The sequence below is a fragment of the Serratia sp. FDAARGOS_506 genome (assembly GCF_003812745.1).
Taxonomy (GTDB): domain Bacteria; phylum Pseudomonadota; class Gammaproteobacteria; order Enterobacterales; family Enterobacteriaceae; genus Serratia.
The window spans coordinates 233,340-258,355 of the sequence record NZ_CP033831.1; the positions used below are offsets into that span (position 1 = coordinate 233,340).

General features: G+C 61.9%; 19 protein-coding genes. 17 read left to right on the plus strand and 2 right to left on the minus strand.

Annotated features, from left to right (window positions below; all coding sequences use genetic code 11):
* The first annotated feature begins 181 nt into the window (after positions 1-181).
* Genes EGY12_RS01445 through baeR form a run of 6 tightly spaced genes read left to right on the plus strand, consistent with a single transcriptional unit; the run spans position 182 to position 11,155 of the window.
* Positions 182-1,423, plus strand: a complete 1,242-nt coding sequence (locus tag EGY12_RS01445) for an MdtA/MuxA family multidrug efflux RND transporter periplasmic adaptor subunit (RefSeq protein WP_123892345.1) — start codon at positions 182-184, stop codon at positions 1,421-1,423.
* The gene (locus EGY12_RS01450; RefSeq protein WP_123892346.1) at positions 1,423-4,542 is read left to right on the plus strand and encodes an MdtB/MuxB family multidrug efflux RND transporter permease subunit; all 3,120 of its coding nucleotides are present in this window, start codon (positions 1,423-1,425) and stop codon (positions 4,540-4,542) included. Before EGY12_RS01445 ends, EGY12_RS01450 begins: the two co-directional genes overlap by 1 nt.
* Positions 4,539-7,619, plus strand: coding sequence for a multidrug efflux RND transporter permease subunit MdtC (gene mdtC / locus EGY12_RS01455; protein WP_123892347.1), 3,081 nt, complete (start codon positions 4,539-4,541; stop codon positions 7,617-7,619). The genes EGY12_RS01450 and mdtC overlap by 4 nt, the downstream gene beginning before the upstream one ends.
* Positions 7,620-7,629: 10 nt before the next feature.
* Positions 7,630-9,060 (plus strand): multidrug transporter subunit MdtD, encoded by a 1,431-nt coding sequence (gene mdtD / locus EGY12_RS01460; protein ID WP_172962888.1) that lies wholly within the window; start codon positions 7,630-7,632, stop codon positions 9,058-9,060.
* Positions 9,057-10,439 carry a two-component system sensor histidine kinase BaeS gene (baeS, locus tag EGY12_RS01465; protein WP_049202687.1) on the plus strand — a complete coding sequence of 461 codons (1,383 nt, stop codon included), beginning with the start codon at positions 9,057-9,059 and terminating at the stop codon, positions 10,437-10,439. Before mdtD ends, baeS begins: the two co-directional genes overlap by 4 nt.
* Positions 10,439-11,155: a two-component system response regulator BaeR gene (baeR, locus tag EGY12_RS01470; RefSeq protein ID WP_123892348.1), complete on the plus strand. Its 717-nt coding sequence runs from the start codon at positions 10,439-10,441 to the stop codon at positions 11,153-11,155. Before baeS ends, baeR begins: the two co-directional genes overlap by 1 nt.
* A 7-nt stretch (positions 11,156-11,162) precedes the next feature.
* On the opposite strand, the gene EGY12_RS01475 is transcribed toward baeR, so the two are convergent.
* Together EGY12_RS01475 and EGY12_RS01480 are read right to left on the minus strand one after the other, a co-directional pair.
* On the minus strand, positions 11,163-11,552 hold the full coding sequence (locus EGY12_RS01475) for a type II toxin-antitoxin system VapC family toxin (RefSeq protein ID WP_123892349.1): 390 nt from the start codon (positions 11,550-11,552) through the stop codon (positions 11,163-11,165).
* Positions 11,553-11,555: 3 nt separating this feature from the next.
* Positions 11,556-11,819, minus strand: a complete 264-nt coding sequence (locus tag EGY12_RS01480; protein ID WP_049204860.1) for an antitoxin — start codon at positions 11,817-11,819, stop codon at positions 11,556-11,558.
* A gap of 337 nt (positions 11,820-12,156) precedes the next feature.
* Between EGY12_RS01480 and EGY12_RS01485 the strand changes: the two genes are divergently transcribed.
* The 11 genes from EGY12_RS01485 (at position 12,157) to EGY12_RS01535 (ending at position 25,002) form a co-directional block, all read left to right on the plus strand.
* Positions 12,157-12,495 (plus strand): YegP family protein, encoded by a 339-nt coding sequence (locus EGY12_RS01485; protein WP_123892350.1) that lies wholly within the window; start codon positions 12,157-12,159, stop codon positions 12,493-12,495.
* A 301-nt stretch (positions 12,496-12,796) separates the two neighbouring features.
* The gene (yegQ, locus tag EGY12_RS01490; protein WP_123892351.1) at positions 12,797-14,149 is read left to right on the plus strand and encodes a tRNA 5-hydroxyuridine modification protein YegQ; all 1,353 of its coding nucleotides are present in this window, start codon (positions 12,797-12,799) and stop codon (positions 14,147-14,149) included.
* Positions 14,150-14,616: 467 nt separating this feature from the next.
* Complete coding sequence (gene yegS, locus EGY12_RS01495; protein WP_049202693.1) at positions 14,617-15,522, plus strand: lipid kinase YegS; 906 nt, start codon at positions 14,617-14,619, stop codon at positions 15,520-15,522.
* A 167-nt stretch (positions 15,523-15,689) separates the two neighbouring features.
* Entirely contained in the window at positions 15,690-16,904 is a 1,215-nt protein-coding gene (gene manD, locus EGY12_RS01500) for a D-mannonate dehydratase ManD (protein ID WP_123892352.1), read from the plus strand.
* Positions 16,905-16,909: 5 nt separating this feature from the next.
* Positions 16,910-17,926 carry a Zn-dependent oxidoreductase gene (locus EGY12_RS01505; RefSeq protein WP_172962951.1) on the plus strand — a complete coding sequence of 339 codons (1,017 nt, stop codon included), beginning with the start codon at positions 16,910-16,912 and terminating at the stop codon, positions 17,924-17,926.
* A 91-nt stretch (positions 17,927-18,017) separates the two neighbouring features.
* A complete protein-coding gene (locus tag EGY12_RS01510; protein ID WP_123892354.1) occupies positions 18,018-19,307 on the plus strand; it encodes an MFS transporter in 1,290 nt (429 codons plus the stop codon).
* A gap of 52 nt (positions 19,308-19,359) precedes the next feature.
* Positions 19,360-20,865: a mannitol dehydrogenase family protein gene (locus EGY12_RS01515; RefSeq protein WP_123892355.1), complete on the plus strand. Its 1,506-nt coding sequence runs from the start codon at positions 19,360-19,362 to the stop codon at positions 20,863-20,865.
* On the plus strand, positions 20,846-22,177 hold the full coding sequence (locus EGY12_RS01520) for an MFS transporter (protein WP_123892356.1): 1,332 nt from the start codon (positions 20,846-20,848) through the stop codon (positions 22,175-22,177). Before EGY12_RS01515 ends, EGY12_RS01520 begins: the two co-directional genes overlap by 20 nt.
* A 98-nt stretch (positions 22,178-22,275) precedes the next feature.
* Positions 22,276-22,962: a GntR family transcriptional regulator gene (locus tag EGY12_RS01525; protein ID WP_123892357.1), complete on the plus strand. Its 687-nt coding sequence runs from the start codon at positions 22,276-22,278 to the stop codon at positions 22,960-22,962.
* A 206-nt stretch (positions 22,963-23,168) separates the two neighbouring features.
* The gene (fbaB, locus tag EGY12_RS01530; protein WP_033644067.1) at positions 23,169-24,218 is read left to right on the plus strand and encodes a class I fructose-bisphosphate aldolase; all 1,050 of its coding nucleotides are present in this window, start codon (positions 23,169-23,171) and stop codon (positions 24,216-24,218) included.
* Between the two features lie 235 nt (positions 24,219-24,453).
* A complete protein-coding gene (locus EGY12_RS01535; protein ID WP_004941528.1) occupies positions 24,454-25,002 on the plus strand; it encodes a PTS glucitol/sorbitol transporter subunit IIC in 549 nt (182 codons plus the stop codon).
* Positions 25,003-25,016 lie beyond the last annotated feature (14 nt).

The following is a 25,016-nucleotide window of genomic DNA, read 5'->3' on the forward strand; positions in this document are numbered from 1 at the left end:
CCAACGCTTATAAACAGAGTAGGCAACAATCGTTAACTTATTCGGAAAATGCTGACGGTTCCTCCTTATTTCCTTCATTTTTATGCCGCTTTGGCTGGCTAAACTAGTATTCTGTAAGGAATGTCACTTTTGTGGCAATGCGTGCCCGCACGGTTGTCCTCTGGAGAGAATTTTCGCCGCCATGAATGCAAAACCCCAACGCCGTTCCCTGATGTTGCGCCTGCTGGTTGCCGCCATCGTGGCCATTGTCGCCGTGCTGATTTGGCGTCATTTCAACGCCGCGCCGCCGGCCGCTGAAACACAGGCGGCAGCCCGCCCTGCCGGCGGTGCCAAAGGAGCGGCCGCCGGCGGCAAACGCCGCGGCAGTCTGTCGCCGGTTCAGGTGGCCACGGCCACGCAGCAATCCGTGCCGAGCTATCTGATTGGGTTGGGCACCGTCACCGCCGCCAATACCGTTACCGTCACCAGCCGGGTTGACGGCCAACTGATGGCCCTGCACTTCACCGAAGGGCAGCAGGTGAAAGCCGGCGATCTGCTGGCGGAAATCGATCCTCGACCATTCCAGGTGCAGCTGACGCAGGCTCAGGGGCAGTTGGCGAAGGATCAGGCGACGCTGGCCAACGCCCGGCGCGATCTGGCCCGCTACCAGCAGCTGGTGAAAACCAACCTGGTCTCTCGCCAGGAGCTGGACACACAGGCCTCGCTGGTGCAGCAGACCGAAGGGGCAATCAAGGCCGATCAGGGTGCGGTGGACAGCGCTCAACTGCAGCTGACCTACAGCAAAATCATCGCCCCGATCTCCGGCCGCGTGGGCCTCAAACAGGTCGATATGGGCAACTACATCACCAGCGGCTCCACCGCCATCGTAGTGATCACGCAAACGCACCCGATCGACGTGGTGTTCACGCTGCCGGAAAGCACCATCAGCGACATCATGAAGGCGCAAAAGGCCGGGCCGGTCAGCGTCGAAGCCTGGGGGCGCACCAACAAGACCCTGCTGGCGCAGGGCAACCTGCTCAGCCTGGATAACCAGATAGACACCACCACTGGCACCATCAAGCTGAAGGCGCAGTACGCCAACCAGGACGACGCGCTGTTCCCCAATCAGTTCGTCAATGCGCGGCTGAAAGTCGCCACGCTGCAAAACGCCATCGTGGTGCCGACCGCCGCCGTGCAAATGGGTAACGAAGGCAACTTTGTCTGGACGATGGATGACGAAAACAAGGTCAGCAAACGCCTGGTCACCGTCGGCATTGAAGACAGCCAGAGCGTGGTGATCGCCAGCGGCCTGAACGCCGGGCAACGCGTGGTGACCGACGGCATCGACCAACTGACGGAGGGCATGAAGGTCGAGGTGGTGACGCCGCAGACCCCGGCGGCCGGCGGCAATGCCACGCCGCACGCCAAGCGGGAGAAAGCCTGATGCAGGTGATGACGCCGAACCCCGGCGGCGGCCCGTCCCGCCTGTTTATTCTGCGCCCGGTCGCCACCACGCTGTTGATGGTGGCGATCCTGCTGGCGGGGATTATCGGTTACCGCGCGCTGCCGGTTTCCGCCCTGCCGGAAGTGGATTACCCGACCATTCAGGTGGTGACGCTGTACCCCGGCGCCAGCCCGGACGTAGTGACCTCTGCCATTACCGCGCCGTTGGAGCGCCAGTTCGGCCAGATGTCCGGCCTCAAGCAGATGATGTCGCAGAACTCCGGCGGCGCCTCGGTGATCACCCTGCAATTCCAGCTGGCGCTGTCGCTGGATATTGCCGAGCAGGAGGTACAGGCGGCGATCAACTCCGCCACCAACCTGCTGCCGACCGATCTGCCCTATCCGCCGATTTACAGCAAGGTTAACCCCGCCGATCCGCCGATCCTGACGCTGGCCGTCACCTCCACCGCCATGCCTATGACCCAGGTGGAAGACATGGTGGAAACCCGCGTGGCGCAAAAAATTTCCCAGGTGACCGGCGTCGGTCTGGTTACCCTTTCCGGCGGCCAGCGCCCGGCGGTACGCGTGAAGCTCAACGCGCCGGCCATGGCGGCCAACGGGCTCGACAGCGAAACCGTGCGCACCGCCATCACGGCCGCCAACGTCAACTCCGCCAAAGGCAGCCTGGACGGCCCGACCCGCTCGGTCACCCTGTCCGCTAACGATCAGATGAAATCCGCCGAGGAGTACCGGCGGCTGATCGTCGCCTACAAAAACGGCGCGCCGATCCGCCTGCAGGACATCGCCACCGTCGAACAGGGTGCGGAAAACACCCGGCTGGCGGCCTGGGCCAACAAGCAGCCGGCGATCGTGCTGAACATTCAGCGCCAGCCCGGCGTCAACGTCATCACCACCGCCGACAGCATTCGCGAAATGCTGCCGACGCTGATTAAAAGCCTGCCCAAGTCGGTCGACGTCAAAGTGCTGACCGATCGCACCACCACCATTCGCGCCTCGGTCAGCGACGTGCAGTTCGAGCTGCTGCTGGCGATCGCGCTGGTGGTGATGGTGATTTACGTGTTCCTGCGCAACGTGCCGGCGACCATTATCCCCAGCGTGGCGGTGCCGCTGTCGCTGGTCGGCACCTTCGCCGCCATGTACTTCCTCGGTTTCTCCATCAACAACCTGACGCTGATGGCGCTGACCATCGCCACCGGCTTCGTGGTGGACGACGCCATCGTGGTGATCGAGAACATCTCGCGCTACATCGAGAAAGGCGAAAAACCGCTCGACGCCGCGCTGAAAGGGGCCGGCGAAATCGGCTTCACCATCATCTCGCTGACCTTCTCGCTGGTGGCGGTGCTGATCCCGCTGCTGTTCATGGGCGACATCGTCGGCCGCCTGTTCCGCGAGTTCGCCGTAACGCTGGCGGTGGCGATTCTGATCTCCGCCGTGGTGTCGCTGACGCTGACGCCGATGATGTGCGCCCGCCTGTTGAATCATGAGTCGTTGCGCAAGCAGAACCGTTTCTCCGCCGCTTCCGAGCGTTTCTTCGAACGCGTGATCGCCGGCTACGGCCGCTGGCTGAAAGTCGTGCTCGCCCACCAGTGGCTGACGCTGTGCGTGGCGTTGAGCACCCTGGCCGTCACCGTGCTGCTCTACCTGTTCATCCCCAAAGGCTTCTTCCCGATTCAGGACAACGGCCTGATCCAGGGCACGCTGGAAGCGCCGCAGTCGGTGTCGTTCAGCAAAATGGCGGTGCTGCAACAGCAGGTCGCCGCACAGGTGCTGCAAGATCCGGCGGTAGAGAGCCTGACCTCGTTTATCGGCGTCGACGGCACCAACGCCGCCCTCAACAGCGGCCGGCTCCAGATCAACCTGAAGTCGCTAAGCGAACGCAGCGACAGCCTGCAGACCATCATCGACCGGATGCAGGAGAAGGCGGCGTCACTGCCCGGCCTGAAACTCTATCTGCAACCGGTGCAGGATCTGACCATCGACACCCAGGTCAGCCGCACGCAGTACCAGTTCACCCTGCAGGCGATGTCCCTCGAGCAGCTCAGCCAATGGGTGCCGCAGCTGATCGACGAACTGCGGCAAACGCCCGAACTGCAGGACGTCAGCAGCGACTGGCAGGATCAGGGGCTGGAGGCTTATATCAACGTCGATCGCGACTCAGCGTCGCGCCTCGGCATTCAGATGAGCGATGTGGACAGCGCGCTGTACAACGCCTTCGGCCAGCGCCTGATCTCCACTATCTATACCCAGGCCAACCAGTACCGGGTGGTACTGGAGCATGACGTACAAGCGACGCCGGGGCTGGCGGCGTTGAACGACATCCGGCTGACCAGCAGCAGCGGCGCCGTGGTGCCGCTAAATACCATCGCCAAAATCGAACAGCGCAACGGGCCGCTGGCGATCAACCACCTCGATCAGTTCCCGGCGACCACCGTCTCCTTCAACGTGGCGGAGGGCTACTCGCTGGAAGAAGCGGTCAACGCCATTACCCAGGTCGAGAAGACTCTGGCGATGCCGAAAGACATCACCACAAAATTCCAGGGCGCGACCCTGGCCTTCCAGGCGGCGCTCGGCAGCACGCTGTGGCTGATCCTGGCGGCGGTGGTGGCGATGTATATCGTGCTGGGCGTGCTGTATGAAAGCTTCATCCATCCGGTCACCATCCTCTCCACCCTGCCGACTGCCGGGGTCGGCGCGCTGCTGGCGCTGATGCTGGCCGGAAGCGAGCTGGACGTGATCGCCATCATCGGTATTATCCTGCTGATCGGCATCGTGAAGAAAAACGCCATCATGATGATCGACTTCGCCCTGGCCGCCGAACGCGAGCAGGGCATGAAGCCCTATGACGCCATCTATCAGGCCTGCCTGCTGCGTTTTAGGCCGATCCTGATGACCACGCTGGCCGCCCTGCTCGGCGCGCTGCCGCTGATGCTCAGCACCGGCGTCGGTGCGGAGCTGCGCCGGCCGCTCGGCATCTGCATGGTCGGCGGCCTGATCATGAGCCAGATCCTGACGTTGTTCACCACCCCGGTGATTTACCTGCTGTTCGATAAACTGGCGCGCAACACCCACGCCAAAGAAGAAGCGCGGGAGACACCGTGAAATTCTTCTCGCTGTTTATCTTCCGGCCGGTGGCCACCACCCTGCTGACGCTGGCGATCGCGCTGGCGGGCGCGCTGGGCTTCAGCCTGCTGCCCGTCGCGCCGCTGCCGCAGGTGGATTACCCGGTGATTTCGGTCTCCGCCTCCTTGCCCGGTGCCGATCCGGAAACCATGGCGACCTCGGTCGCCACCCCGCTGGAGCGCGCACTCAGCCGCATCGCCGGGGTTAACGAAATGACCTCGATGAGCTCGCTCGGTAGCACCCGCGTGGTCCTGCAGTTCGATCTCAGCCGCGACATCAACGGTGCGGCGCGCGACGTGCAGGCGGCGATCAATGCCGCGCAAAGCTTGCTGCCCTCCGGCATGCCGAGCCGCCCGACCTATCGGCAGATGAACCCGTCGGACGCGCCGATCATGATCCTGACGCTCACCTCCGACACCTACAGCCAGGGGCAACTTTACGACTTCGCTTCTACCCAGCTGGCGCAGAAAATCGCCCAGACCGAGGGCGTCGGCGACGTCACCGTCGGCGGCAGCTCGCTGCCTGCGGTGCGGGTGGAGCTAAATCCTTCCGCGCTGTTTAACCAAGGCGTATCGCTGGACAGCGTGTGCCAGGCCATCAGCAGCGCCAACCTGCGCACGCCGCTCGGCTCGACCGAAAGCCAGGACAAGCGCTGGCAGATCCAGAGCAACGACCAGATCAAGAAGGCCGAGGGCTACAAGCCGCTGATCGTGCATTACAACAACGGCTCCGCCGTCCGGCTGAGCGACGTCGCCAACGTCATCGACTCGGTACAGGACGTGCGCAACGCCGGGATGACCAACGCCCAACCGGCGATCCTGCTGGTGGTCAGCCGCTCGCCGGACGCCAACATCATCGCCACCGTCGATCGCATCCGCGCCGAGCTGCCCGATCTGCAGGCCAGCATTCCGGCCTCGATCAAGCTGAACATCGCGCAGGATCGCTCGCCGACCATTCGCGCCTCGCTGGCGGAAGTGGAGCAATCGCTGGTCATCGCCATCGCGCTGGTGATCCTGGTGGTGTTCGCCTTCCTGCGCTCCGGCCGCGCCACGCTGATCCCCGCCGTCGCGGTGCCGGTGTCGTTGATCGGCACCTTCGCCGCCATGTATCTGTGCGGTTTCAGCCTCAACAATCTGTCGCTGATGGCGCTGACCATCGCCACCGGCTTCGTGGTGGACGACGCCATCGTGGTGCTGGAAAACATTTCCCGCCACGTGGAAGCCGGCATCAAGCCGCTGCAGGCGGCGCTGCAAGGGATACGCGAGGTCGGCTTTACCGTGCTTTCGATGAGCATGTCGCTGGTGGCGGTATTCATTCCGCTGCTGCTGATGGAGGGGCTGCCGGGGCGTCTGTTCCGCGAGTTCGCCGTTACCCTGTCGGTGTCTATCGGGCTGTCGCTGCTCATCTCGCTGACGCTCACGCCGATGATGTGCGCCTACCTGCTGCGCCCGCAAACGGAACGCGCGCAGCAGCGCGTGCGTGGCTTCGGCAAGCTGCTGCTGAAACTGCAGCAGGGCTACGGCCGCTCGCTGCACTGGGTGCTCGACCATGCCCGCTGGGTGCTGGCGATCCTGCTGGCAACGGTGGCGCTGAACGTCTGGCTGTATATCAGCATTCCGAAAACCTTCTTCCCGGAACAGGATACCGGCCGTCTAATGGGGGCGATTCAGGCCGATCAGAGCATTTCGTTCCAGGCTATGCGCCAGAAGCTGCAGGATTTCATGACCATCGTGCGCGACGATCCGGCGGTGGATAACGTCACGGGCTTTACCGGCGGTTCGCGCACCAACAGCGGCTCGATGTTCATCTCGCTCAAACCACTGTCCGAACGTAAGGACAGCGCGCAGCAGGTGATCGCCCGCCTGCGCACCAAACTGGCAAAAGAGCCCGGCGCCAGTCTGTTCCTGATGGCGGTGCAGGATATCCGCGTCGGCGGCCGGCAGGCCAACGCCAGCTACCAGTACACGCTGCTGTCGGACGATTTGAGCGCCCTGCGCACCTGGGAACCGAAAATCCGCACCGCGCTGGCCGCCCTGCCGGAGCTGGCGGACGTCAACTCGGATCAGCAGGATAAAGGCTCGGAGATGGATCTGATTTACGATCGCGACACCATGTCGCGCCTCGGCATCTCGGTGTCCGACGCCAACAGCCTGTTGAACAACGCCTTCGGCCAGCGGCAGATCTCGACCATCTATCAGCCGCTCAACCAATACAAAGTGGTGATGGAAGTGGCGCCACCCTACACCCAGGACGTAAGTTCGCTGGACAAAATGTTCATCATCAACAGCGAGGGCAAGGCGATACCGCTCTCCTACTTCGCGCACTGGCAGCCGGCCAATACGCCGCTGGCGGTCAACCATCAGGGGCTGTCCGCCGCCTCCACCATCTCGTTCAACCTGCCGCTCGGCGCCAGCCTGAGCGACGCCACCGACGCCGTCACCCGCGCCATGACCCAGCTTGGCGTACCACCTGCGGTGCGCGGCGCCTTCGCCGGCACCGCCCAGGTATTCCAGGACACCCTGAAATCGCAGGTGATCCTGATCCTGGCGGCGATCGCTACGGTGTACATCGTGCTCGGCGTGCTGTACGAGAGCTATATCCATCCGCTGACCATCCTCTCCACGCTGCCTTCCGCCGGCGTGGGCGCGCTGCTGGCGCTCGAGCTGTTCGGCGCGCCGTTCAGCCTGATCGCGCTGATCGGCATCATGCTGCTGATCGGCATCGTGAAGAAAAATGCCATTATGATGGTCGACTTCGCGCTCGAGGCGCAGCGCAACGGCGGCATCAACGCCCGCGAGGCGATTTTCCAGGCTAGCCTGCTGCGTTTCCGGCCGATCATGATGACCACGCTGGCGGCGTTGTTCGGCGCGCTGCCGCTGGTGCTGACCAGCGGCGACGGCGCGGAGCTGCGCCAGCCGCTCGGCATCACCATCGCCGGCGGTCTGGTGATGAGCCAACTGCTGACGCTGTACACCACGCCGGTGGTCTATCTTTACTTCGACCGGCTGCAGGCGAAGTTCCGCCGCAACAAGCAACTGGCCCCGCTGCCACACTAATGGCCGACCGATGCTGATGAAACACGCCGCCACGGTACGCTGGCAACTCTGGATAGTGGCATTCGGCTTCTTTATGCAGACGCTGGATACAACTATTGTCAACACCGCCCTACCCTCGATGGCCGCCAGCCTGGGGGAGAACCCGCTGCGCATGCAGTCGGTGATCGTCTCCTATGTGCTGACGGTGGCGGTGACGCTGCCGGCCAGCGGCTGGCTGGCGGACAAGGTCGGCGTACAGCGGGTGTTTTTCAGCGCCATCGTGCTGTTCACCCTCGGCTCCCTCCTCTGCGCCCGCTCGGCAACCCTGAACGAACTGATCGCCTCGCGCGTGCTTCAGGGCATCGGCGGCGCGATGATGGTGCCGGTCGGCCGCCTGACGGTGATGAAGATCGTGCCGCGGGAGCAGTACATGGCGGCGATGACTTTCGTGACGCTGCCGGGCCAGATCGGCCCGCTGATGGGGCCGGCACTGGGTGGCTTTTTGGTACAATACGCCAGCTGGCACTGGATTTTCCTGATCAACATTCCGGTGGGCATCGTAGGCGCCATCGCCACGCTGCTGCTGATGCCCAACTACCAAATGCAGACCCGCCGCTTCGATCTCAGCGGCTTTATCCTGCTGGCGATCGGCATGGCGTCGCTGACGCTGGCGCTCGACGGCCACAAGGGCATGGGGCTGTCCGGCAGCGCTATCGCCGGCCTGGTGGCGCTGGGCGTGGCGGCGCTGTTGGGGTATGTTTGGCATGCCTACGGCAATAGCCGCGCGCTGTTCTCGCTGCGGCTGCTGCGCACCCCAACCTACAAGATCGGGCTGCTGGCCAGCCTGCTGGGGCGCATCGGCAGCGGCATGCTGCCGTTCATGACGCCGCTGTTCCTGCAGGTGGGCATGGGTTTCACACCGTTCCACGCCGGGCTGATGATGATCCCGATGATCATCGGCAGCATGGGCATGAAACGTATCGTGGTGCAGGTGGTCAACCGCTTCGGCTACCGCAACGTGCTGGTGGCCGCCACGCTGCTGCTGGCGCTGGTCAGCCTGAGCTTCCTGCTGGCGGCGATGCTCGGCTGGCTGTGGCTACTGCCGGTAGTGCTGTTCTTCCAGGGGATGGTCAACTCGCTGCGCTTTTCGGCGATGAACACCCTGACGCTGAAAGACCTGCCGGATCGGCTGGCCAGCAGCGGCAACAGCCTATTGTCGATGGTCATGCAGCTCTCGATGAGCCTTGGCGTCAGCGTCGCCGGCATCTTGATCGGCAGCTTCGCCCATCATCAAGTGGTGGCCGACAGCCCGGCCATCCACAACGCATTTATTTACAGCTACTGCTGCATGGCGTTGATTATTGCCCTGCCCGCGCTGGCCTTCGCGCGCGTGCCGGCCGATAGCACGCCCAACCGCACGCTGACCAAAGAGCCGGGTACCGGCTCAACGAGGTTGCAATGAAGATAGGCATTACCGGGAAACTGTTCCTGGCCATTTTCGCTACCTGTATGCTGGTGTTGATCACCATGCATTGGGGGGTGCGCGTCAGCTTTGAACGCGGCTTTATCGACTACATCAAGCACAGCAACGAGCAACGCATCAACATGCTGAGCGAAGCGCTGGAGGAACAGTACAGCCACCACGGCAACTGGGTGTTCCTGCGCAACAACGATCAGGTGATCTACCAGATCATGCGCTCGTTCGAACAGAACAGCGACAGCAGCCACAACCTGCCGCCCAAGGGCTGGCGCACTCAGTTTTGGGTGGTGGACAGCCAGTTCAACCGCCTGGTGGGCCACTCCGGGCCGGTGCCGAAAGAGGGCCCGCGCCATCCGATCCGCTACAACAACGAGATCGTCGGCTGGGTGATCACCACCCCAGTCGAGCGCCTGACGCGCAATACCGACATCAACTTCGATCGCCAGCAGCGGCGCACCAGCTGGATTATCGTCGCGCTCTCCACCCTGCTGGCAGCGGCGGTGACCTGGCTGCTGTCGCGCGGCATGCTGGCCCCGGTCAAACGCCTGGTGGCGGGCACCCACCGCCTGGCGGCGGGCGATTTCACCACCCGCGTGGCGGTCAGCAGCCAGGATGAACTGGGCAGGCTGGCGCACGACTTCAACCAGTTGGCCACCTCGCTGGAGAAAAACGAACAGATGCGCCGCGCCTTTATGGCCGACGTATCGCACGAGTTGCGCACGCCGCTGGCGGTGCTGCGCGGCGAGCTGGAGGCGCTGCAGGACGGCGTGCGCCAGCCGACGCCGGCGTCGCTCAGTTCACTGCAGGCCGAGGTGTCTACCCTGACCAAATTGGTCGACGATCTGCACCAGCTGTCACTTTCCGATCTCGGCGCGTTGGCCTATCGCAAATCGTCGGTGGACTGTGTGCACCTGCTGCAGATCGCCGTCGCCGCCTTCCGCGAACGCTTCCGCGCCAAAGGGCTGGAGATCGTCACCCATCTGCCGGCCCAGGCGCCACTGTTTGGCGATCCCGATCGTTTGAATCAGCTGTTCAATAACCTGCTGGAAAATAGCCTGCGCTACACCGACGCCGGCGGCCGCCTGGAAATCAGCGCCGAGCTGCAGCCGGGGCGGCTGTTCCTCTACTGGCAGGACAGCGCGCCGGGCATCAGCGATCAGCAGCTGACGCGTATTTTCGAACGTTTCTACCGGGCGGAAGGTTCACGCAACCGCGCCAGCGGCGGTTCCGGGCTGGGGCTGGCGATCTGCCACAACATCGTGGAAGCCCACGACGGGAAAATCCGCGCCGAGCATTCGCCTTTAGGCGGCGTGCGCATTACAGTAGAATTTGCTACCCCGATAAAAAATAAGGCGCCCTGATGGACATTCAGAATCCCCCCGTGCAGATCATGATTGTTGAAGATGAACCCAAGCTGGGCCAGCTGCTGGTGGACTATCTGCAGGCGGCGGGTTACGCCACCCGCTGGCTGACCAACGGCAACGAAGTGGTGCCAACCGTGCACCAGCATCCGCCGGCGCTGATTTTGCTCGACCTGATGTTGCCGGGCGCCGACGGCCTCACGGTGTGCCGCGAGCTGCGCCGCTTCAGCGACGTGCCTATCGTGATGGTGACGGCGAAAATCGAAGAGATCGATCGCCTGCTGGGGCTGGAGATCGGCGCCGACGATTACATCTGCAAACCCTACAGCCCGCGCGAAGTGGTGGCGCGGGTGAAAACCATTCTGCGCCGCAGCTATCGGCCGCAGGAGAGCGCGCGGGAAGATGACCTGCTGCACATCGATGAGCCGCGTTTCCAGGCCAGCTATCAGGGGCAGTTGCTGGATCTGACGCCGGCGGAGTTCCGCCTGCTGAAAACGCTGGCCAGCCAGCCGGGCAACGTGTTTTCACGCGAGCAGCTGCTGAACAACCTGTATGACGACTACCGGGTGGTCACCGACCGTACCATCGACAGCCACATCAAAAACCTGCGCCGCAAGCTGGAGCTGATCGACGGGGAAAAATCCTTTATCCGCTCGGTATACGGCGTGGGCTACCGCTGGGAAGCCGAGGCCTGCCGGCTGGTGAATGGAGTTTAGGGGGAAATCAGCGCGTCCAGTCTTCAACCGCCAACCCGGGCACCATGGCGAATGCGCGATCGTTGGTCACCAGCGTCGCACCACGGCTCTGCGCGTGAGCGGCGATCAGTTGATCCAGCGCGCCCATGATTTTGCCCTTTTTCTCCATGTTCGCGCGCATTTCACCGTAGCAGCGGGCGGCCTCGCTATCCCATGCATAGACCGTCACCGCGGCAAGAAAGGCCTCGACCATGCTTTGCAACGCCTTGTTCCGCCGCTTAGCGACACCGTAAAGCAGTTCCGCCTCCGTGACGCTGGAAATGCACACGGCAGAAGGCGGAAGCTTTTCCATGATGCTTAGCACCTGCGGATGCTGCCGAAACAGGTGGCTGACGGTATTGGTATCAAACATGTACATCGCCTACTCTTCCTCTGAGAAAGGATCGCGCTCTGCAACCCCTTGCTGACGATCTTCCGCGCCAAGAAACTCTTGCGGCACTGGCGTTTGGGCGATAATGCTCAGCAGCGGTGCCCAGCTGTCCGGCTTTGCCGGATATTTGGATAAAATCACGTTTCCCTCCCGATCGCGACGGATATACACACGATCCGTATCAAATTCAAATTCCACCGGTAACCTCACCGCCTGATTTCTACCGTTTTTAAACAGCTTTGCGATTCTTTCCATCTCAACACTCCACAGCAGGCATAGGCCAAAGCATATGCCTGCAGCGCGTCGATGCCAAGATCTATCGCTCACTTTTCACTCACCTTTACGTAGCGGGCAAACGGTAACGCGCAATGCTGCTCGATGAAACCACGTAATTGTCATTATGCGGCGCACTGCGCAATCACCGCGCCTTCCCTTAGCTTCCCGTGCGGCAGCGGGCTTCTCGGATGAAAACTCCGCGCCGGCGCAAGAAAACTGCGCATTTTTTAGACTAAGCTGCTGTGAGGTTTAGCCGCCGATTTTCAAGCGATTGGCTACACTTACATCACGAATCGGAACCTACAGGAGAAGAACCATGGCAATCGGTCATTACGAGCTGAAAAAAGCAAAGAACGGACAGTACCACTTCAACCTGAAAGCCAGTAACGGCGAGATTATTCTGGCCAGCGAGATGTACGCCAGCAAAGCGTCGGCGGAGAACGGCATCGCCTCGGTGCAGACCAATTCGCCGCACGAAGCGCAGTTTGAACTGAAGCACAGCACCAGCAATCAGCCCTATTTTGTGCTGAAGGCCAAGAACCATCAGGTGATCGGCGTCAGCGAAATGTACAGCTCCGAAAGCGCGGCCAAAAACGGTATCCAGTCGGTGATGAAAAACGGCCCGACCACCGATATCCGCGATTTGAGCGCCTGATCCCCCGTGTCGCCCGCGCGGTGGCCGCCATCGCGCGTTTTCCGTTTGACCGGGATCAATCTCCCTTGAATAAATCCGGTTAACTGCTGATTTCTTGCCGCGCTGCGGCTACAATCCCCCGCTTTTACTGCGCCATCTGGGGCGCGATATACCCACTGGCTTTCATACGGCAGCTAGGCGGCAAGTTCGTGAGTCTCCAGGAGCTTGGTCAACCAAGTGACTGGAGTGAGCGAATGCAACCAACAACGCTGCAGTTCGAAAGACAGAGGTATACTGACCTGAAATCAGACCGAGACACACTATGTTTACACCGGAACTTCTCTCCCCGGCCGGAACGCTGAAAAACATGCGTTACGCCTTCGCCTATGGCGCCGATGCGGTTTACGCCGGCCAGCCGCGCTACAGCCTGCGGGTGCGCAACAACGAATTCAACCACGAGAATCTGGCGCAGGGCATCAACGAAGCCCATGCGCTGGGCAAAAAATTCTACGTGGTGGTGAACATCGCCCCGCACAACGCCAAGTTGAAAACCTTCCTGCGCGATCTGAAGCCGGTTATCGATATGGGCCCGGATGCGCTGATCATGTCCGATCCCGGCCTTATCATGATGGTGCGCGAAGCCTTCCCGCAGATGGACATCCACCTGTCGGTGCAGGCTAATGCCGTTAACTGGGCGACGGTGAAGTTCTGGAAGCAAATGGGCCTGACCCGCGTGATCCTCTCGCGCGAGCTGTCGCTGGAAGAGATCGCCGAGATCCGCGCCGAAGTGCCGGACATGGAGCTGGAAATCTTCGTCCACGGCGCGCTGTGCATGGCCTACTCCGGCCGCTGCCTGCTGTCCGGCTACATCAACAAGCGCGATCCTAACCAGGGCACCTGCACCAACGCCTGCCGTTGGCAGTACAAGGCGGAGGAAGGCAAAGAGGACGACACCGGCAATATCGTGCACCTGCACGAACCGATCCCGGTGCAGACCGTCGAGCCGACGCTGGGCATCGGCGCGCCGACCGACAAGGTGTTCATGCTGTCTGAAGCACAAAAACCAGGCGAATATATGAGCGCCTTCGAAGACGAACACGGCACCTATATCATGAACTCCAAGGATCTGCGCGCCATCCAGCACGTGGAGCGTTTGACGCAGCTCGGCGTGCATTCCCTGAAGATCGAAGGCCGCACCAAGTCCTTCTACTACTGCGCCCGCACCGCCCAGGTCTACCGCCGCGCCATCGACGACGCGGCCGCCGGAAAACCGTTCGATCCGACCCTGCTCACCACGCTGGAAGGCCTGGCGCACCGCGGCTACACCGAAGGCTTTCTGCGCCGCCACGTGCACGAAGCGCAGCAGAATTACGAATATGGTTCCTCGCTCTCCGAGCGCCAGCAGTTCGTCGGCGAATTCACCGGCGTGCGCAGTGATGGCTGGGCGGAAGTCGACGTGAAGAATAAGTTCGCGCTCGGCGACAGCGTCGAAATGATGACGCCGGGTGGCAACGTGGTCTTCACCCTCGAAAGCATGCAAAATAAGAAAGGGGAGCCGATTGAGGTGGCGCCGGGCAACGGCCATATCGTTTATTTGCCGATCCCGCCGGATATCGATCTCAATTATGCTTTGCTGATCCGCAATTTGGCGGAAGAAAATAGCGCCGGCGCATAAAAACGAATCGCCGTCATTCGGCGGCGATTTTTAGCAAATATTAGAATTGGATCACATCAATGTGCGTGCAGCTTGGTTACTATCACGCTGCTTAAAACGAACAACGAAAATATTTGCATAGCAATACTAGGAACCACCTCCTTAGCCGGCCCAATCTCCCTTGGGCTGGCTTTTTCTTTATGGGGTACGTTTATTTTCTTCACCGTGCCTATTTCCATAACATTTTCCCGTTATCCGTTTTAATAATAATAATAACGTCGCTTCGATATATAAATAACTCTATAGCGATTAATCCTCTCACTTTTAACACCTGGCTTATTTCCGCGTAAAATTCAGATAAATTCGCATTGCTTCATATTCACTGAACGCCGGGAAATAAGCGGAATTAGCTGAATATTCTGATGGCCTGGTGGCGGCAGCTGGTTTATCTTGAGGCATTCATGATTTTCCGCCGGAGGAGATCGGCAATGCCTCAACACTCACATGCGCCCGCCCTGCTTATTCTCAACGGCAAAGGCGCCGGTAACGAAGAGCTGCGTCAGGCGGTCAAACGCCTGCGCGCAGAACGCATCACGCTGCACGTGCGCGTCACCTGGGAACACGGCGACGCCGCGCGCTATGTCGCGGAAGCCGCACAGCTCGGCGTCGGCACCGTCGTCGCCGGCGGCGGTGACGGCACCATCAACGAAGTGGCCGCCGCGCTGGTGCAACTGCCGGCGCACAACCGGCCGGTGCTGGGCATCCTGCCGCTCGGTACCGCCAACGATTTCGCCATGGCCTGCAATATTCCCCCGTCGCCGGAACAGGCGCTACAGCTGGCGATCAAGGGCCGCTCGGTGCCGATCGATCTGGCCAAGGTCAACGGCGAGCGCTACTTCATCAATATGGCCACCGGCGGCTTCGGCACCCGCATCACCACCGAAACGCCGGAGAAGCTGAAGGCGGCGTTGGGCGGCGTGTCCTACTTCGTGCACGGCTTGCTGCGCATGGATACGCTACAGGCCGACCGCTGTGAAATTCGCGGGCCGGACTTCCGCTGGGCCGGCGACGCGCTGGTGATCGGCATCGGCAACGGCAAACAGGCCGGCGGCGGCCAGGAGCTGTGCCCCAGCGCGCTGATCAATGACGGCCTGCTGCAACTGCGCCTGCTGATCGCCGATGAACTGCTGCCGGCGCTGGTCGCCGCCCTGTTCAACGACGAAGAGAGCAACAGCATCCTCAGCGCGGCGCTGCCGTGGCTCGAGATCGACGCACCGCATGAGATGACTTTCAACCTCGACGGCGAGCCGCTCAAAGGCCGTCATTTCCGCATCGAAGTGTTGCCGCAGGCCATCGAATGCCGCCTGCCGCCTAACTGCGCCCTGCTGGGCTGACCTTGTTGGGCGCAGCCGCTGCGCCCCGCATCTTCCCCCCGTTTACCCGCTTTCGCTCGCGATCAAATGTGATCCTCTCCGGCAAATTCGTCAACTCATACTTGTATGGTAGTTAGTTCATGGCGTATTTTCGCGCTATCTCTCCGCAGCTACAGGATGTGAAGGTTATGAAAATCGTCAACGCCGAGGTGTTCGTCACCTGCCCGGGGCGCAACTTTGTCACGCTGAAGATCACCACCGATGACGGCATCATCGGCCTCGGTGACGCCACGCTGAACGGGCGTGAACTGTCGGTGGCCTCTTACCTGAAAGATCACCTCTGCCCGCAGTTGATCGGCCGCGACGCGCAGCGGATCGAAGACCTCTGGCAATTCTTCTACAAAGGCGCTTACTGGCGGCGCGGCCCAGTGACCATGTCGGCCATTTCCGCCGTCGACATGGCGCTGTGGGACATCAAGGCCAAGGCCGCCAACATGCCGCTGTACCAGCTGCTGGGCGGCGCGTCGCGTTCGGGGGTGATGGTGTATTGCCACACCACCGGCCACTCGATCGACGAGGTGCTCGACGACTACGCCAAGCATAAAGAGCAAGGCTTCAAGGCGATCCGCGTCCAATGCGGCGTGCCGGGCATGAAAACCACCTACGGCATGGCCAAAGGCAAAGGCCAGGCCTATGAGCCGGCCACCAAGGGCGACTGGCCGGAAGAACAGCTGTGGTCGACGGAAAAATACCTCGATTTCACCCCCAAACTGTTCGACGCGGTGCGCAACAAGTTCGGCTTCAACGAGCACCTGCTGCACGACATGCACCACCGCCTGACGCCGATCGAAGCGGCGCGCTTCGGCAAAAGCGCCGAACCGTATCGCCTGTTCTGGATGGAAGATCCGACGCCGGCGGAAAATCAGGCCTGTTTCCGCCTGATCCGCCAGCATACCGTCACACCGATCGCCGTCGGCGAAGTGTTCAACAGCATCTGGGACTGCAAACAGCTGATTGAAGAGCAGCTTATCGACTACATCCGCACCACCCTGACGCACGCGGGCGGCATTACCGGCATGCGGCGCATCGCCGACTTCGCCTCACTGTATCAGGTGCGCACCGGCTCCCACGGCCCTTCCGATCTGTCGCCGATCTGCATGGCGGCGGCGCTGCATTTCGATCTGTGGGTGCCGAACTTCGGCGTGCAGGAATACATGGGCTATTCCGAGCAGATGCTCGAGGTGTTCCCGCACAGCTGGACGTTCGACGACGGCTATATGCATCCGGGCGACAAGCCGGGCATCGGCATCGAGTTCGATGAGAAGCTGGCGGCCCGTTACCCATATGAACCGGCCTACCTGCCGGTCGCACGTCTGGAGGATGGCACCCTATGGAACTGGTAACCACCATGCGCAGCGTTGTGATCGAACAACCCGGGCACCTGGCGCTGCAGACGCGCGCGCTGCCGCAGCCGGCGGCCGGCGAGGTGCGGGTCAAGGTGAAATTCGCCGGCATCTGCGGCTCCGACGTCCATATCTATCATGGCCATAACCCGTTCGCCCGCTATCCGCGGGTGATCGGCCACGAGTTCTTCGGCCTGATCGATGCGCTGGGCAAAGGCGTCGATCCGACGCGCCTCGGCGAACGCGTTGCGGTAGATCCGGTGGTGAGCTGCGGCCACTGCTATCCCTGTTCGGTCGGCCGCCCCAACGTCTGCACCTCGCTGCAGGTGATCGGCGTGCACCGCGACGGCGGCTTCAGCGACTACGCCTGCGTACCGGCGCGCAACGCCTATCCGGTTCCGCCCGCCATCAGCGATCGCCACGCCGCGATGATCGAACCCTTCAGCATCGCCGCCAACATCACCGCCCACCTGCAACCGCGCCCTGACGACATCGCGCTGATCTACGGCGCCGGGCCGATGGGGCTCACGGTGATCCAGACGCTGAAAGGCGTGTACGGCGTCAAGCAGGTGTGGGTCGTCGATCGCATCGCCGAGCGGCTGGACATGGCACGCGCCAACGGTGCCGACAAAGTGTTCAACAACGCCGAGGCCGCATTGCCGCAGGCGCTGCAGCAGCGCGGCGTTCAGCCGACGCTGATCGTCGACGCCGCCTGCCACCCCGCCATTTTACCGGAGGCGATCAATCTGGCCTCGCCGGCGGCGCGCATCGGCATCATGGGCTTTTCCAGCGACGCCTGCACCCTGAACCAGCAGAGCATCACCAGCAAGGAGTTGTCGATCTTCTCCTCGCGCCTGAACAGCGCGCGCTTCCCGCAGGTGATCGGCTGGATGGCGGACGGCAAGCTAGACCCGCAGCGGCTGCTCACCCACTGCGTGCCCGCCGACGACGTCGAACGGGCAATACAGATGTTCGAGCGGGATCAGCGCACCTGCTGCAAAGTGCTGCTGCAGTTCGAATAACGCCAAGGCAGCATCGGAACAGTGGGCGGCCCCCGCCGCCCGTGCAAACAACGAAGCATCACGATTAAAACGACACCCAGTGGAGTGCTTTATGTTTAAAAACCTGCGTTGGACCATCGTGTTCCTGCTGTTCATGGTCTACATGATCAACTACCTCGATCGCGTGGCGCTGTCGATCACCGTGCCGATGATCGAACAGGATCTGATGCTGAACGCCGAACAGTTCGGTCTGATCTTCGGCAGTTTCTTCTTCGGCTACGCCATCTTCAACTTCGTCGGCGGTCTGGCGGTCGACCGTTTCGGCCCGACGCTGGTGCTGGGCGTGGCGGTCGGCCTGTGGTCCATCTTCTGCGGCATGACGGCGGTCGCCACCGGTTTTTACTCGATGCTGATCCTGCGCGTCCTGTTCGGCATGGCCGAAGGGCCGATCTGCGCCTCGGCCAACAAGATGATCAACGGCTGGTTCCCGAAGAAGCAGGCGGCGACCGCCATGGGCCTGCTCAGCGCCGGTTCCCCTTTGGGCGGCGCGGTGGCCGGGCCGATCGTCGGCTATCTGGCGCTGGCGTTCGGCTGGCGGCCGGCGTTTATGATCATCTGCGCCATCGGCATCGTCTGGATGCTGGTGTGGTTCTTCGTAGTGGCGGATAACCCGGTGAAAAGCCAGCGCGTCAGCGCCGAAGAACGGGCGCTGATCGCGCGGCTGAAACAGGAAAACCTCGGCGAGGAAAGCGCGCTGAGCGAGGCCGCGCACGGGTTGGGCTACTACCTGAAACAGCCGATCATTCTGGTCACCGCCTTCGCTTTCTTCTGCTACAACTACATTCTGTTCTTCTTCCTGAGCTGGTTCCCCTCATATCTGGTTCAGGCACACAACCTGAACATCAAGGAGATGAGCCTGACCACCATGATCCCGTGGATCGTCGGCTTCGTCGGGCTGGCGCTCGGCGGTTATATTTCCGACAAAATCTTCAACATCACCGGCAAATTGCTGCTGTCGCGCAAGATCGTGCTGGTCACCAGCCTGCTGGCGGCGGCGGTGTGCGTGGCGTTGGCGGGCACCGTCAGCAGCGTGGTGCCGGCGGTGATGCTGATGTCGGTGTCGATCTTCTTCCTCTACATCACCGGCGCCCTCTACTGGGCGATCATCCAGGACGTGGTGCATAAATCCCGGGTCGGCGGCGCCAGCGGGTTCATTCATTTGATCGGCAGCGTCTCCGGCATCATCGGGCCGATCGTCACCGGCTACATCGTGCAGAACACCGGCAAATTCGACAGCGCCTTTATGCTGGCGGGCGGCGTCGCCGCGCTGGGCGCGCTGCTGGTGCTGCTGGTGATCAAGGCGCCGCGCGCAACGGCGGGCGTGCAAATCTTAAAACCATAACGCCAGGCGGGGCGGCTTCGCCCCTTTGCTTACCTCTCCAGGGACATTGAACATGAGACTTTCCGACTACAGCGTGCTGCCGGCCGCCATTATTCGGCCCGGCTACGCACGTGAGCGCGTGAAACCGCGCATGGTGCATATCGGCTTCGGCGCGTTTCACCGCGCGCACCAGGCGATGTACGCCGACAGGCTGGCCAGCGAGCACGGCAGCGACTGGGGCTACTGCGAAATCAGCATGCAGCACGGCCGGCAAAAGATCGCCGACCTACGGCAACAGGACCTGCTGTTCTCGGTGGCGGAGATGGATGACGACGGCTGGCGGGGCCGGGTTATCGGCGTGGTGCGCCAGGCGCTGCACCTGCAAACCGACGGGCTGGCGGCGGTGCTGGCGGCCCTGACGCAGCCTGAGATCGCCATCGTCTCGCTGACCATCAGCGAAAAAGGCTATTGCCACCAGCCCGCCAGCGGCCGGCTGATGGCAGAACACCCGGCAATCGCGCATGATATCGCCTACCCGGCACAGCCGCAGTCGGCGCCCGGGTTGCTGCTGGCGGCGCTGCGCCTGCGCCGCGAACGCGGGCTACCGCCGTTCGCCGTGATGTCCTGCGACAACATGCCGGCCAACGGTCGGGTCACGCGCCAGGTGCTGATCGACCTGGCGCAGCGGCAGGATCCGGCGCTGGCCGACTGGGTGCGTCAAGAGGTCGCCTTCCCTTCCACCATGGTGGATCGCATCGTGCCGGCGATGACGCAGGAAGCCCGCGGGCAGCTGCTTGCCTGGTTGGGGGGCGTCGAGGATGAGGTCGGCGTGGCCTGCGAGCCGTTCAGCCAGTGGGTTATTGAGGATCGCTTTCCCCAGGGGCGACCGGCCTGGGAAAAGGTCGGCGCCGAACTGGTGAGCGACGTGCTGCCGTTTGAGGAGATGAAGCTGCGCATGCTGAACGGCAGCCATTCGTTCCTCGCCTATCTCGGCTATCTGGCCGGTTATCAGCACGTCAGCGACTGCATGCAGGACGCGGATTTTGTCCGCGCCGCCCGTCACCTGATGCTGGCGGAACAGGCGCCAACCCTGCAGGTGCCGAACGTCGATTTGGCGCAGTATGCCGATTCTCTGCTGCGGCGTTTCCGCAACCGCGCGCTGAAGCACCGCAACGCGCAGATCGCCATGGACGGCACGCAGAAACTGCCGCAGCGGCTGCTGGACGCGATCCGCTGGCATCTGGCGCGCGGCAGCCGCTTCGACTGCCTGGCGCTGGGCGTCGCCGGCTGGATGCGTTACGTCGGTGGCCGCGATGAGCAAGGCGCGCCGATCGACATCAGCGATCCGCTGCGCGCCCCCATCGCCGCGTTGGTCGCCGGCAGCGAGGAAGGCCGGCCCCGCGTTTTGGCGCTGCTGCAGCTCGACAGCGTCTTCGGCCAGGATCTGCCCAACTCGCCTGACTTCGTCCGCGCCGTCAGCCACGCTTATCATCAACTGCTGAGCCTGGGGGCCAAAGCCGCCGTCGCCGCTCTGCCGCTTACCGACCGGGAGGTTTCCGATGACCGTCACCACGCATAATGCCGTCAATACCGGCAATCAACCGCTGCTGCGGCGCGTCGCCAGCGCTTCGGCCATCGGCACCGCCGCCGAATACTACGATTTCTTCGCCTACGGCACCGCCGCGGTGCTGTTCTTCGGCCAGCTGTTTTTCCCCAGCGCCGATCCGCTGATCAGCACGCTGGCGGCCTTCGCCACCTACGCGGTCGGTTTCCTGGCGCGTCCGCTGGGCGGCATCGTGTTCGGCCACATCGGCGACAAGGTCGGCCGCAAGAAGGCGCTGGTGATCACGATTCTGATCGTCGGTCTCGGCACCTTCTGCATCGGCCTGCTGCCCACCTATGAGCAGATCGGCGTCTGGGCGCCGCTCGCGCTGATCTTTATCCGCGTGCTGCAGGGCTTCGGCGTCGGCGGCGAGCAGGCCGGCGCGGTGCTGATGACCGCCGAATACGCGCCGCCGCCGCAGCGCGGCTTCTACGCCAGCTGGGTGCAGATCGGCGCGCCCGCCGGTTTCCTGCTGCCGTCCGGGCTGTTCGCGCTGCTGACCGCCGTGCTGTCGCCGGCGCAGATGCTGGACTGGGGCTGGCGCATTCCGTTCCTGCTCAGCCTGTTGCTGGTGCTGGTCGGGCTGTTTATTCGCCTGAAGATCGACGAGTCGCCGGTGTTTACCCAGATCCGCGCCACCAAGGCGGTGGAGAGCCGGCCGGTGGTGGAAGTAGCCCGTCGCTACCCCGGCCTTATCGGCAAAGGGGTGTGCGCCAAGCTGATTGAAGCCTGCGCCTTCGCCATGTTCACCGTGATCGTGCTGGCCTACGGTAAGGCCAATCACCTCAACGAAACCACCCTGCTGGAGGCGATGATCGTGGCGGTGCTGCTGGAGATTTTCGCCATTCCGCTGATGGGCCGCCTCTCCGATCGGCTGGGGCGCAAACCGGTGTACATCGCCGGCGCGCTGCTGCAGGTGGTGTGCATCGTGCCGTTCTTTATGGCGATCAACCTCGATAATTTCTGGGTGACGCAGATCGCCATGATCGTGGTGCTGACCTTCGGTCACAGCATGTGCTATGCACCGCAGGCTTCCTACTTCCCGGAGCTGTTCCCCACTCGCGTGCGCTGCAGCGGCATCGCGCTGATCTGGCAGATCGGCTCGCTGATCGGCAGCGGCATTCTCGGGCTGCTGGCGGTGAAGATCCTGCAGGTGACCGGCGGCCACTACTACGGGCTGGCGGGTTACATGATGGTGCTGGGCGTGGTATCGGCCATCGGCCTGAGTCTGATGCCGGAAACCGCACCAGGGCGGCGCAAGCAGGAATATCAGGATTGGCATCACTGAGTTACCCTACCCGGCGGGTGGATTTATCCACCCGCCCCCAACCAATAATCTGCTAGTATGGTGGCATTCGAATTCCAGCCAGATGCCTGATTGTCGCCATGTCTGAAACGTACAGTCTCACTAACAACGTCCCGGTCAACCAACAGATCTATCGCTTCCTGCGCAAGGATATCGTCGACTGCACCATCCCCCCCGGCACCCTGCTGTCCGAGAAAGAGATTTCCACGCGCTTTTGCGTTTCGCGCCAGCCGGTGCGTGAGGCCTTTATCAAGCTGGCGGAGGCCGGCCTGGTGCAGATCCTGCCGCAGCGCGGCACTTTCGTGATGAAAATCTCCGCCAAGCGCGTGGCCGACGGGCGCTTTATTCGTCAGGCGGTAGAATGCGCCATCGTGCGCCGTGCGGCCGAGCGCGCCACCCCGGAGCAGTTGATGACGCTGGAGCACAACCTGCACCGTCAGGCGCTGGCGGCACAGAACGGGCAAACGCGCGAGTTTCTGGCGCTGGACGACGAATTCCACCAGCTGCTGACCCAGTTTGCCGACTGCCCATTGGCGTGGGAGACCATCGAAACCATCAAGGCCACCATGGATCGGGTGCGCTTCCTCAGCCTGAGCGAAGTCTCACCGCCGGAGAACCTGATCAAACAGCACTACCGCATCTTTGAGGCGCTGAAAGCGCGCGATGCCGCAGCGGCGGAGCGCGCCATCCATGAACACCTGGAGGAGATGATCTACTCCATCACCCCGATCGCCCTGCAGAACACCGAGTGGTTCGAGATCGAATAATCAATCGCTTAGCGCGCCGGGGGCGATCGTCCCCGCGTATTTGGCCTCGCAAATGGCATTTCCTCTCAATCGCATCTATTGTTTGTCCTTGCCGGATCAAGTTCGGTAGTATCGCTTTACAGCTTCAATCACCGCTTTTTTACTTCGCCGGTGGTCAAAAACCCTTGCATTGCCGGTGTATGAAGAAGCTTAATCGGGAGTGAATCATGACTGATATTGTGCAGTTGCTAGGAAAGGAAGCGGAAGATCTGCTGCAACACCGCTGTACCACTATCCCCGCCGAGAATCTCTACCTGCCGGGCGCCGACTTCGTCGACCGCGTAATGATCGATAACAACCGTCCCAACAGCGTACTGCGTTCGATGCAAACCCTGTTCAACCACGGCCGCCTGGCCGGCACCGGCTACCTGTCGATCCTGCCGGTCGATCAGGGCATCGAGCACTCCGCCGCCGCCTCGTTCGCCGCCAACCCGCTGTATTTCGATCCGAAGAACATCGTCGAGCTGGCGATTGAAGCCGGCTGTAACTGCGTCGCCTCCACTTACGGCGTGCTGGCGTCGGTATCGCGCCGCTACGCGCACAAGATCCCGTTCCTGGTCAAACTCAACCACAACGAAACGCTGAGCTACCCGACCCAGTACGACCAGACCCTGTATGCCAGCGTCGAGCAGGCGTTCAACATGGGCGCGGTGGCGGTCGGCGCCACCATTTACTTCGGCTCCGAGCAGTCGCGCCGCCAGATCGAAGAGATCTCGATCGCCTTCGAGCGTGCGCATGAGCTGGGCATGGTCACCGTGTTGTGGGCCTATCTGCGCAACCCGGCGTTCAACAAGGACGGCGTGGACTACCACTCCAGCGCCGATCTGACCGGCCAGGCCAACCACATCGCCGCCACCATCGGCGCCGACATCGTCAAACAGAAAATGGCGGAAAACAACGGCGGCTACCGCGCGGTGAAATTCGGCTATACCGACGATCGCGTCTACACCAAGCTGACCACCGATCACCCGATCGATCTGGTGCGCTACCAGCTGGCCAACTGCTACATGGGCCGCGCCGGGCTGATCAACTCCGGCGGCGCCGCCGGTGAGAACGACCTGCAGGAGTCGGTGCGCACCGCGGTGATCAACAAACGCGCCGGCGGCATGGGCCTGATCCTGGGGCGCAAGGCGTTCAAGAAATCGATGAAAGACGGCGTGGCGTTGATCAACGCCGTGCAAGACGCCTACCTGGACAAGAAGGTCACCATCGCCTGATGTGACGGACCACCTGTCCTCAAGCCCGGCTAGCCGGGCTTTTTTGTGCCCGCTTTCTCCCCCTCATGCCACAGACCTTCTCTTTCTTTCATTTCAAACTTTCAAAATAAAATATTTATCTTTCAAATTGTGATCTATTTAAAACAAATAGCCCACCAAAGTGACTACTGTAAGGCCCATGGCGACAGAGCCGCCGTTCGCTCCAGGCCATATCAGTCCATTACAGGAGAACATAATGATTGAGCTAATCACCCACGGCGCCGAGTGGTTTATCGGCCTGTTTCAGAAAGGCGGTGAAGTGTTTGTCGGCATGGTGACCGGCATTTTACCTTTGTTGATCAGCCTGTTGGTTATCATGAACGCGCTGATCAAATTTGTTGGCCAGGAACGTATCGAACGATTGGCGCAGCGCTGCGCGGGCAACCCCGTCTCGCGTTATCTGCTGCTGCCGCTGATCGGCACCTTTGTCTTCTGCAACCCGATGACCCTCAGCCTGGGGCGCTTCATGCCGGAGAAATACAAGCCGAGCTACTACGCGGCGGCCTCCTACAGCTGCCACTCGATGAACGGCCTGTTTCCGCACATCAATCCCGGCGAACTGTTCGTTTACCTCGGCATCGCCAGCGGCCTGACCACCCTCGGCCTGCCGCTCGGCCCGCTGGCGGTGAGCTATTTCCTGGTGGGGCTGTTCACCAACTTCTTCCGCGGCTGGGTCACCGATCTGACCACCAGCCTGTTCGAACGCAAGATGGGCATCCGTCTGGATCGCCAGGTGCAACTTTAATTCGTGGAGTGCAG

Coding starts and splice junctions, on each gene's coding strand:
- EGY12_RS01445 (WP_123892345.1), top strand. CDS start 182: ATGAATGCAAAACCCCAACGCCGTTCCCTGATGTTGCGCCTGCTGGTT.
- EGY12_RS01450 (WP_123892346.1), top strand. CDS start 1,423: ATGCAGGTGATGACGCCGAACCCCGGCGGCGGCCCGTCCCGCCTGTTT.
- mdtD (WP_172962888.1), top strand. CDS start 7,630: ATGCTGATGAAACACGCCGCCACGGTACGCTGGCAACTCTGGATAGTG.
- baeS (WP_049202687.1), top strand. CDS start 9,057: ATGAAGATAGGCATTACCGGGAAACTGTTCCTGGCCATTTTCGCTACC.
- baeR (WP_123892348.1), top strand. CDS start 10,439: ATGGACATTCAGAATCCCCCCGTGCAGATCATGATTGTTGAAGATGAA.
- EGY12_RS01475 (WP_123892349.1), bottom strand. CDS start 11,552: ATGTACATGTTTGATACCAATACCGTCAGCCACCTGTTTCGGCAGCAT.
- EGY12_RS01480 (WP_049204860.1), bottom strand. CDS start 11,819: ATGGAAAGAATCGCAAAGCTGTTTAAAAACGGTAGAAATCAGGCGGTG.
- EGY12_RS01485 (WP_123892350.1), top strand. CDS start 12,157: ATGGCAATCGGTCATTACGAGCTGAAAAAAGCAAAGAACGGACAGTAC.
- yegQ (WP_123892351.1), top strand. CDS start 12,797: ATGTTTACACCGGAACTTCTCTCCCCGGCCGGAACGCTGAAAAACATG.
- yegS (WP_049202693.1), top strand. CDS start 14,617: ATGCCTCAACACTCACATGCGCCCGCCCTGCTTATTCTCAACGGCAAA.
- manD (WP_123892352.1), top strand. CDS start 15,690: ATGAAAATCGTCAACGCCGAGGTGTTCGTCACCTGCCCGGGGCGCAAC.
- EGY12_RS01505 (WP_172962951.1), top strand. CDS start 16,910: ATGCGCAGCGTTGTGATCGAACAACCCGGGCACCTGGCGCTGCAGACG.
- EGY12_RS01510 (WP_123892354.1), top strand. CDS start 18,018: ATGTTTAAAAACCTGCGTTGGACCATCGTGTTCCTGCTGTTCATGGTC.
- EGY12_RS01515 (WP_123892355.1), top strand. CDS start 19,360: ATGAGACTTTCCGACTACAGCGTGCTGCCGGCCGCCATTATTCGGCCC.
- EGY12_RS01520 (WP_123892356.1), top strand. CDS start 20,846: ATGACCGTCACCACGCATAATGCCGTCAATACCGGCAATCAACCGCTG.
- EGY12_RS01525 (WP_123892357.1), top strand. CDS start 22,276: ATGTCTGAAACGTACAGTCTCACTAACAACGTCCCGGTCAACCAACAG.
- fbaB (WP_033644067.1), top strand. CDS start 23,169: ATGACTGATATTGTGCAGTTGCTAGGAAAGGAAGCGGAAGATCTGCTG.
- EGY12_RS01535 (WP_004941528.1), top strand. CDS start 24,454: ATGATTGAGCTAATCACCCACGGCGCCGAGTGGTTTATCGGCCTGTTT.